Raw genomic sequence first — 10,391 nt, forward strand, 5'->3', positions numbered from 1 at the left:
CTGTCGACTTCAACGGATCGGAAGGCCTGTTGATCAACGTGGGTGACGAGGGCGAAGTTCAGTATCGCTCGATCGGCAACTCGTACAACGGCAACGGCAACAACGGAGGACTTGATGGTGTGAACGTCACTGCCATCGGCAATGGTGCCTCTGATTCGGCCAAAGCACTGCTGCTGTTCTATGGTGATACCATGGACTTCAACGCAGGCGACGGGATTTCGCTCACGGCCCTCGATGGTGCGACTCTGACCACCTCGATCGAAGCTGGAACCTCGGCCTCGAGCAACGGTCGCTACGGAATCCAGGTTGACGCTTCCGGTACCAACACCAAATTCAACCTGTTGATGACGGGCTTGAACACCTTCGAAGGGAACGTCCTGGGCCCGATCGCAGGATTGGACTTCTCGTTCATGGATCAGGCTGTCGTTTCTCTGACAGGCTCCTATGACACGACTGGCGTCCAGGCGAACTTCACCAACGTCAACAACGGTCTGTTCGCTCTGTCGGGCCCCGGAACGGTGAACTCGGCAACCGGCGACGGCGTCAACGTCCAGATGACCAATGTCACCAACGGCTCGGTACTGATTAATGGGGTCTCGAGCATCAACGATAGTGTGGGTGACGGCATCCAGATCGGAATGAACAATGTCGCAAACGGTGCCATCAACCTGATTGGCCCCACCGAGATTGCTCGAAGTGGCGGTCGCGGAATCGATATTTCTCTGACCGACACGACTCTGGTCAGCAACCTGGGACTGAATGTGGCTTTGGCTCCTGTCGAAGTCCTGACAGTCACCGACAACCTGAGCAGCCCGCTGAACAACCAGCTTCCTGTTCCTGTCGTCAAGGAATTGCTGTCGCTGGGAACCGTGGCCAACACCGCTCTGATTGTCCAGGGCCAGACGGTGACCAACAGCGGTGCTGAAGGAATCGCCGTGACCCTCAACAACTCGTTGATTGAAGCGGGTGAGACCTACCTCTCACAGAACTCTGTGTCGCAGTCCACGGGGGACGGAATTCTGATCACTGCGAACAACTCCATCGCAGACGGGATCAAGATCGTGGGAACCTCCAGCAATTCGAACACCGGCAATGGTCTGAACATTGTTGGAAACGGCGCTTCACTGCGTGACCTGACCATCAGCAGTGGTGGCACCGGGGTTAATACAGGACTCGACTTCACGATCACGGGCAACACGTTCCCCGCCGGTGGGGGTACCTTCAACCTGATCAACACCTCGGGGACATCCACGGCTGACGTGACCGGGTTCACCCTCGACACTTCAACCTCTGTCTCCGGAGCGCTCTTCAATACACAAGGTGGGGCCAATTACCCCTTCACACCTTACAATGGCACCGACGTCACCACGGGTCTGGCGACTGTGAATGGAACCGTGGTTCCAGTCCCCGGTGCTGATCCCTACCCTCCAACCCTGATTGACGACTTCAGCCAGTTGCTGGAACTGACCTTCGCCAGCTTCGCTCCCGGTGAAAACTTCCAGTGGGACAACGACTTTGACCTGACCCCTGGTGGAGACGAAACCGTCTACGGCAGCGACCTGATTGGTTCGACGATTCAGGTTGACTACACCGGTGGACTTACTCTGGGTGGAACCCTGGTCGCTCTGCCTGGAAACCCCGAAGGATCCCACTTCGTGGCCACCACGGGGAACATCGGACAGAGCTCCTTCTCCAGCAACGGTGCTGATGGGATCCAGTTCAACCTGAACAACACGGATCTGTCAAACCTGACGGTTGCGGGGGCTGTCATCCAGTCCAACGGAACCAGCCAGGTCGGACACGGGATCGAATTCACCGGTAACGGTGGGACGGTCACGAACAGCACGCTCGATAACATCACGCTGGTTGGTAACACCGTCTCGCTGAATACCGGCGATGGGGTGCGACTGGTCAACGCTCAGACGGTCAACTCGACGATCAACATGATTATCAACGAGAACTCGATCAGCCAGAACACCGGTTCCGGACTGAATATGACTCTCGTCAACGGCGGTCAGGATCTGCGAGCCAGCATCGCCCGCAACATGATTACCGAGAACGGACTGAACGCTGCGAACCCTGCCCTGAACGCTGCCGGAATCAACGTGGTGCTCGGCGACAATGCCAACTACACGGGTGGATTTGACAGCAACACCATCAGCGGAAACGGCACTCAAGGTGTCAATCTCCAGATGGGTCTGAACGGTCAGATTACCAGCAACTTCACCAACAACGTGATCAATGGCAACCTGGCTGAAGGGATCAACCTGGCTCTCAAGAATGGTGGTCACTTCGAAGGGGCCCAGTTCTACGGCAACCAGATCGGTACCGCAGCGGAGCGTAACGGTGGCATGGGTGTGAAGCTGGTTGTGCCTGATCAGGCCAGCTTTAACTGGAACCTGGGTGATACAACCCGTGCCGCGAACGAAATCACCGGTAATACAGACGCCGGTGTGGGAATCCTGATGACGGGTGCTTCAACGGGTGTCCTGAATGTCGCAAACTCGACCTTCAGCAACACGGTTAACGGACCAGACCAGAACTTCAACGGCGACGGCCTGCGAACCTTCCAGCAGGGTGCCTCATCCCTGACCGGAACCATGGTTCAGTCGACCTTTACCAACAACGTGGGCAACGGTGCTCAGATGACCGTGACAGGGAACAACCTGGGTGTCTTCGCCTCTCTGAACAACTTTGTTGTCGGTGGTGCGACAGCGGACCTCGGCAACACCTTCACCAACAACGGAGCGAACGGACTGGAATTCTCGCGAACGGCTGATGGTCAGATCAACAACATGACCATCCAGCACAACCAGTTCCTGACCAACTCGGGCAACGGTCTGGCTGTCCTTGCAGCGAACGAGTTCCGCACCGACACCTACACGATCAACGATAACCGTTTCGTAGCGAACAGCCTGAACGGCATCCTGTTCGACGAACGTGCAGATGCCAATATCCGAGCTGACATCGCACGTAATACTATCACCAATAACGGGGCCAACGGAATTCAGTTGATTGAACAAGTCAACAATGCTTCCGACCTGCGTGGCACGACCGGCACCTGGACGCAAAACCTGATTGCGAATAACGCAGGGGATGGTATCGCCCTGAATGGACGGACTGTCGGTCTGGTGATCTCGAATAGCCAGATTACCCTCAACCAGCAGAATGGTATTGAAGTGACAGGTGCTGGTTCGTTAACCATCGACCAGAACGAAATCACCTACAACGGAACCTTGGCGAACCTGAATACCGCTGCCTTGAACGCAGGTATCAAGATGGACGTGGCACCTACCAGTTCCATCGTTGTTACAAACAACCTGGTTGACAACAACTTTGGCGACGCGATTCAGTACCAGATTTCCGCAGGCTACAGTGGTTTCACGAGTAACGTTGCGATCGTGAACAACGAAGTGACCAACAACCATGGTCGTGGTATTAACATGATCAACCGTGGGTATAACACCACCAACGCGACAATTTCCAACAACTATGTTGCAGCGAACAGGCTGGAAGGTGTCTACATCGTCAACACCGCCTCGACAACCCAGGCCATCTGGGCATCGAGCACCACACCGCTGGTGGCGGACGGGAGTGTCTTCTCAAGTCCAAACCTCAACCTCGTGATGGACGGAAACACGGTCATCGGCAATGGTCTTAACAGCGACCTGACCGGTACCGGCCTGGTCATCCGAGTTGGTACCAGTGACGGTGGCTACGGTGCCAGCTTCCCAGGCGGATTCGCCAGCCAGGGTTACGGAGGTGTCGTCGCCCGAATCGACAACAACTTCCTCGGTGGTAACTTCGGTGATGACGTCCTGTTCCACTCGTTCGTCTCTACCGTTACACCAGTAACCTCAGCCGGAACATGGAGCCCGACCGAATTCCAACTGGATGCCTACCAAAGCGATCCACTGTCTCGATTTGACCTGACCTATCGTAACAACACGACGGATCCAGGTTCATTCGATCAGTTCGGAACGTCGCTGGGTGGATTCGCATCGCGTAACCAGGCTTTGGTTGCCTTCTACAACAATGCAGAAGGAACAGTCAAATCACGTCAGTGGGATGCTGACCCAGCCGGGCCGTTTGTTGGTGCAGAACGAGCCCGTAACGCCACCCGACTGGCTGCTCGAATTCCGTTCTACGATGCACCTGTTGGTAACGCAGACTTCATCCTCTACCCAGGTATGGGACAGAGTGTCTGGCGAGCCAGTGCGGACAGCGATCCACTGTTCATCCGCGACGACGTCCCATACACCAACACGGGGAGTGCCAACGGTTTCTTCCTCAACGGAGTTGGCAACAACGGCGAACTGCCTTACGGATGGGGAACATTCTAACGACCCTGACCTGACGGTTTAGCTCCTGCGGGCTAAGTCCTCAGCCTCAACGACGAGCACCGTCCTCACACCCGAGGACGGTGCTTTTTTGTTTTATCACTTCGTTTCTCTCTTAGACTTATGCCGCAAGCACCGCGCGAGCGCTGGAGGTGCGAGTCACTGCGGATCGGCCACGACCATCATTTCGGTGATAGGCTCCGCCTGGCTGCGATGGGCGTGACACGCCCTGATTCAGCACTCATTTCAACGGCAACAGTTTGATGTTCCGGTACCAGCAGTCGCTTCCGTGATCCTGCAAACCCAAATAGCCCTGGCGAGGATGCTGCTTGTAAGCGACATCGAATTTATGCATCGTCCCATCAGGCCGCCGGTTCGGCTCAGGCCACGCATCAAGATCGATTCGATTGACGTGCTCACCGTTCAGGACAATTTCCAGAATGTTCCGGTTGCTGGTAATCACCATCTGATTCCACTCCCCGGCCGGCTTCATCGCGTTCTTCGCCGGCTTGACCAGATCATAGAAGGCCCCCGTGTCGTGGAATCCCGCTGTCGTCGTGTCATCAATGGCGACCTCAATCCCATTAAAGCCGACATCCTTGCCGGGGCGCGGCGTCAACGGAAACGTTCGTACAAAGATCCCGCTGTTGCACTTTTTCGAAATCTTGAATTCCAATGAAAGGCAGTAGTTCTCCCAGACTTTCTCGTGCACCAGCATGTAATCGCAGGGATGAGGATTCAGACTCCCCTCCTGCACATGCGTTTGAGGCAGTGGCTTTTCCTTGGGACTCATCCAGCCTTTGGTGGAGTGACCATCGAACAACAGGATCCAGCCTTCCGCTTTCTCCTGCTCCGTCAGAGTGTTCTCCTCGGCGAGTATCGTTCCCGCACCGGCGATCAAAACCACTGCCAACAGCTGAAAGAGGCGCATCGATCCTCTCCTTCGAATATGAGGTGATATCAGAAGCAAGTCTCTTACTCCCGGAAACGACAGCCGCAGAAACAGAACACCGCCAGAGATAGAACCGTCAGGTACGACGAGGACACCCGGCGAGAGCGACGGATGGCGGGGCCCTGGTCAAGTCTGTCACAATCCGAGCACACCATAGAACCGGCGGTCACAACGTCCAGCCCGTTCTGTACTCGGTCTTCACGAACGGGTTCAGTTCCGGCACATTCTTGACGCGGAGGTTCTCACTGTCCCACTCCAGCCGGGTCCCAGGTGCGCGCAGTGATAACACACCGAGCAGGACCGTCTTGGTCATCGGGCCCGCATAGTCGAAGTTGTCCACCGGACGCTTCCCCCCTCGGATCGCCTGATACCATTCTTCGTAGTGCCCGGGCGAGCGGTCGTATGTCTTCGGTACCGCCGCCGCTTCTGCCTGCAATTTGCCAGGCAGCACGTGAGGCATCCCGCCGTGTGACGAATGGAACAGCTTCCCGCGGGTACCGACATAAAGGACACCGTTGTCGGGCAGTTTCTGTCCGGGTCCCATTTCGGCCGGGGTCGGTGGCATCAGTCCGCCGTCATACCAGGTCATTCGGACAGGTGGCAGTTTTCCTCGCGCAGGAAACTCGTACGTGATGATGGCGGCAATCGGATAGGTCTCGAAGTTGGGCTGATTCTTCTCCAGCACAGATCCGTCGAGTGTCGTTCTGGACTCGACGGATGTCGGGGCTCCCAGATTTAAGGCCCATACCGGATGATCAATGATGTGGCACCCCATGTCACCCAGGGCACCGGTCCCAAAATCCCACCACCCCCGCCAGTTGTGAGGTGCGTAGGCCGGGCTGTAAGGCCGCTCGCGCGCGGGTCCCAGCCACAAATTCCAGTCCAGCGTCGCAGGAACGGGGGGCGTCTCGGCAGGTCGACCGATCCCCTGCTTCCAAAGCTTTCCCGCACGATCAGACCAGGCGTGAACCTCCGCCACGTCACCGATGATCCCCGCCTGAATCCATTCATTGGTGAGTCGAGATCCCTCTGAAGCGTGTCCCTGATTTCCCATCGAGGTGATCACGCCCGCCTGCTGAGCTGCCCGGGTCAGCGCACGACATTCATGAAGAGTATGGGTCAGGGGCTTCTGGACGTAGACGTGTTTCCCCGCCTTGATCGCCGCCATCGCGGCCACACCATGGATGTGGTCCGGCGTCCCCACCGTCACCGCGTCGATATTTTTCGCCTCGCGGTCCATCATCTCGCGAAAATCCTGATACCGGCGTGCTTCCGGGTGAGCATGAAACGTCCCGGCTGCGCGGGTCTCGTCCACATCGCACAGGGCCACAAACCGGGCTCCGAGTTTCGTGAACGTGGCAATGTCACCTCCCCCCATGCCGCCACACCCGATCCCCGCCATCAGGGGGCGTTCCGACGGAGGAGTTTGACCGGGACCACCGAGTACGTGTCTCGGCACAATCGTAAACCCAAACGCGGTCGACGCGGCGGCAGCTTTTAAGAACCCGCGACGAGAAGAACCCGCTGCGCTACGGGACGAACTCGGCAGATTGGTCATGGGTGTTCCTGCATCTCGAATGACGTGGGAGCCAGAAAAGAGAGGATTCCGGTTCACAGCAGACCGCTGAGGACCGATCGAATCACACCATACCGAGATCGCCCGGAAACTATCAACCAGTGCTGATACGAAATCAGTCCTCCCTTTGATCGCTCATCAGTCCCCCCGTTGAAGGAGCGAAGTGAGGCCGCAGAGCGAACGACTCACTACTCAGGTTCCGCTTGCCACGACCACAGTGAGGCTTTGTTCGAAACGAAGCGTCAGTTCGCGGATCGCTTGCCGAACGAACGGGGCATGAATGTGAAAGAGAAGTCAGGCCGGCGGTGAGCTCGCCCTGCGGGATTGGCCTGCTGCAGACGGAACGGAGAGGACCGCGCTCATTTGTCAGCCGGGAGGTCATTCTGCACAAAAAGAGACTGAGTCTTCACGATGGCGCTGTGCTCGGGAAACGTATGGAACGCATACACCAGAATGCTGTCGCGTGCCACTTCCATGCGGATCAGACTGAGCGGACCGGGCAAGATTCGATTGGCGGCCGGCAGGCGAATGGACAAATCCGCACGGTTCAGATCCTGCTCAAGCTCTTCATTCATTCGCAAAAAGATATCCAGGTGGAGTCGCTCTAATTGGCAACTGACGTCATAGCGCAGCCCCGTTTCAAACTGGACCGATTCGGTTTTACAACCACGCAATCGATAGTCGATGATTCGACTGAACGTCGGCACCACTTCCCGATGATCGACGATGACTTCGGTCAGCGAGTGACTGGCGGTCTGCAAGGCGAGTACGTGTCCCGAGGCATTCAGCCGTACGTCCAACTGCATTACGGAGTTCGACAATGTGAGACTGGTACCCCGTTCAAACAATTCGGGATGGAGTGCGCGACAGAATGTCCGCAAAGTTAGGTCTGAGACGTCGGGTCGAATCACCTGAGCTGACATGATACCCCTCTCCAAGCCAATCACAGCGGATGATTGTACGGCCCGCCGCCCGGGCTTTGCCATGCCCAACCTGAATGGAATTTCCCTCACCCAAAACCTCCCTCGATAATTCAGGATCAGGGCGACAGTTCAAGTTTCTGTGATTGGGAGCAATTTCAGCAGAGACCCCCTGCGACCAAACGAAACTGCCGCAACCGAACAGCACGTTCAATTGCGGCAGTTTTCAATCAGTCGTCCCGACAGCGAAACGGTCTCGGGATCAGAGATCGGGAGTACCGTCCTTCACGAGGCAACACCGCTTTTAGAGTGTTGCCACCTCGAGAGCCTGCATGGCGGCCTGCCCCTGTCGGTGACAGAAATCGCCGAAGCTTTCACCATTGATCCGATTGGCTTTGTAATGACGGAGCGTCACAGCCAGAGTCGAAGCGACCTTTTCCTGTGGGACAGAGTCTTTGTAGATGTAGGCCAGGCGGGTCCCCTCGGCGTTTCCACCCAGGTAGATCGTGTACTTGCCTGCGGCTCCCCCCACGCCAGCCTGCTTCCCGACCAGACCAATATCCGGTGTGTAGGGTCGGGCACATCCGTTGGGACACCCGGTCATGTGCACCGCGATTCGGTCGTGCTGAATTCCGAGCTTCGCCATTTCGACTTCCAGTTCGTCGATAATGCCTGGCAGCGCCCGCTCGGATTCCGTAATCGACAGACCACATGTGGGAAAAGCGGGACAGGCGATCGAGTATCGTCGCAGCAGGGTCAGTTCATGATCCTGCTTGATCCCGTGCTCGGACAGGATCCGCACGATATCGGCCTGGTCTTCCGGACGAATATCGCAAAGGATCACCGACTGAAGCGCCGTCAACCGCGTGGGCATGCGATACTTCTCAATCAGCGTCCGCAGCCCGGTCTTGATCCGTCGATCCCCCTCGTCCTTGATCCGTCCACACTCGATATTGATACCGAGGAACAGTTTGCCATCTCCCTGCTCGTGCCAGCCGATGTGGTCATCGACATCAGTCACTTCAACAGGATGCGGCGCGGGGAGCTTCTGCCCATAGTACTCTTCAACTTTGGCTTTGAACCATTCCAATCCGTAGTTGTTGAGCGTGTATTTCAACCGGGCAACCTTGCGGTCTTCACGGTTGCCGAAGTCTCGCTGCACCTTGACGATCGCTTCCGCAACGCCCACCACTTGCTCGGGCAGCACAAAAGCGAGCTTCTGGGCAATCGCGACGAACGTCTTCTCGGCACTCGGAGTTTTCCCCTGTCCTCCGCCGACCAGAACGTTGTAACCAACAATCCGATCTCCCTCGACCACAGCGAGGAAGCCAAGATCATTCGTATAAACGTCGATGCAATTGTCTTCGGGCAGCGCGATCGCCGTTTTGAACTTCCGCGGGAGATACACCTTTCCGTAAATCGGTTCATCCACAGGGGTGAACTCGGCGACATTCGTCTTCTCGCCCGATTCATCCGTCAACCAGATCTCATGGTAGGCGGTCGTCCGCGGCTTGAGGTGCTCGGCAATCGCATCGGCCATTGCCTGCATCTGATCATGAACGGGGCTGTTCTTGATCGGTGCGGGACAGCACATCACATTTCGCTCAACATCACCGCAGGCCGCGAGCGTGGTGAGCAGGGTCTGATTAATTCTTTTGACTGCTGCTTTCAGATTTTTCTTGATCACACCGTGGAGCTGAAAGCCCTGACGAGTGGTCACGCGGAGCGTTCCGTTCCCCAGTTCGTCACAGATGTCGAGATGATCCAGGAACTGCTGGGCCGAAACTTTCCCCCCCGGAATTCGGGTTCGCACCATAAAGATGTACTGCTTGCCCTTCGCCGTCCCGTCAGGATTCTTGGCTTTCCGGGAATCGCGGTCGTCCTGCTGATAGATGCCGTGATTCTTCATCACCTGCTCGGAATCTTTCCCGAACTCACGATCGTGCAGCAATTCCTCAGCCAGAGTCCCTCTTAACTGGCGGCTCCCTTCCTTGATCTCTTCAATATGGCTTCGCTTCACCGGTTCCGACATCTCGCAACGCTCCAACTCTATTCTAAAAGACCCGCAAAGGGTGATCCGCCGACAGGAGGACACACCCTTGTCAGCTCTGGTTCAAGTGCAACGGAAGTATAGAGAAGCAATCCACTTCCCCCAAGATGGGAAGAATGCATTTCTCATTCAGCGGAACCCTGGAAACACCCGCAAAACCGTATCGTTCCCGAATGGATCCCCCGCTGCAAACTCCAACTCGACTCTCGCGGACTGACGGTTTCAATCCGAGGTCACGGTTCACAGCACCTGGTCATCAATCTCAGCAGGAAGGCACCGGCTCCAGCGTCCGGCCAAGAATCTTGTCGGCCATCGAAGAACCAACGGTGGGAGCACCCTGACGGCGAACGACGGATGCTACGATCCGAACATCTCCGCTCCCCGCCCGTTCCAGACGTCGAGGCCTGAGAAAAGCGGGCGACGGAAGTTGTGCAGGTACGTAAAAAAAGACCCACGAGCAAGCTCATGGGTCTTTTTCTTGTAAAACGCCCGGCAATAACCTACTTTCACGCTTGTAAGCACTATCATCGGCCACAAGAGCTTAACGGTCGTG

6 protein-coding genes are annotated in these 10,391 nt (G+C 56.6%); 1 reads left to right on the plus strand and 5 read right to left on the minus strand.

What is annotated here, in order from left to right:
- A partial coding sequence (locus tag VGE80_RS07380; RefSeq protein WP_440592186.1) for a beta strand repeat-containing protein occupies window positions 1-4,343 on the plus strand: 4,343 nt, incomplete at its 5' end.
- Between the two features lie 238 nt (window positions 4,344-4,581).
- Here the strand turns inward: VGE80_RS07380 and VGE80_RS07385 are convergent.
- The 5 genes from VGE80_RS07385 to VGE80_RS07405 form a co-directional block, all read right to left on the minus strand.
- Complete coding sequence (locus tag VGE80_RS07385) at window positions 4,582-5,271, minus strand: 3-keto-disaccharide hydrolase (RefSeq protein WP_440592187.1); 690 nt, start codon at window positions 5,269-5,271, stop codon at window positions 4,582-4,584.
- Window positions 5,272-5,458: 187 nt separating this feature from the next.
- Window positions 5,459-6,850 carry a Gfo/Idh/MocA family protein gene (locus VGE80_RS07390; protein ID WP_440592188.1) on the minus strand — a complete coding sequence of 464 codons (1,392 nt, stop codon included), beginning with the start codon at window positions 6,848-6,850 and terminating at the stop codon, window positions 5,459-5,461.
- Between the two features lie 377 nt (window positions 6,851-7,227).
- A complete protein-coding gene (locus VGE80_RS07395) occupies window positions 7,228-7,854 on the minus strand; it encodes a DUF2617 family protein (protein ID WP_440592189.1) in 627 nt (208 codons plus the stop codon).
- Window positions 7,855-8,092: 238 nt separating this feature from the next.
- Window positions 8,093-9,820 (minus strand): NADPH-dependent assimilatory sulfite reductase hemoprotein subunit, encoded by a 1,728-nt coding sequence (locus VGE80_RS07400; protein WP_440592190.1) that lies wholly within the window; start codon window positions 9,818-9,820, stop codon window positions 8,093-8,095.
- A gap of 375 nt (window positions 9,821-10,195) precedes the next feature.
- Window positions 10,196-10,391 (minus strand): hypothetical protein (locus VGE80_RS07405; RefSeq protein ID WP_440592191.1); only part of this gene is annotated, 196 nt, incomplete at its 5' end.

The sequence above is a fragment of the Schlesneria sp. genome (genome assembly GCF_036405755.1).
GTDB classification, from domain to species: Bacteria; Planctomycetota; Planctomycetia; order Planctomycetales; family Planctomycetaceae; genus Schlesneria; species Schlesneria sphaerica.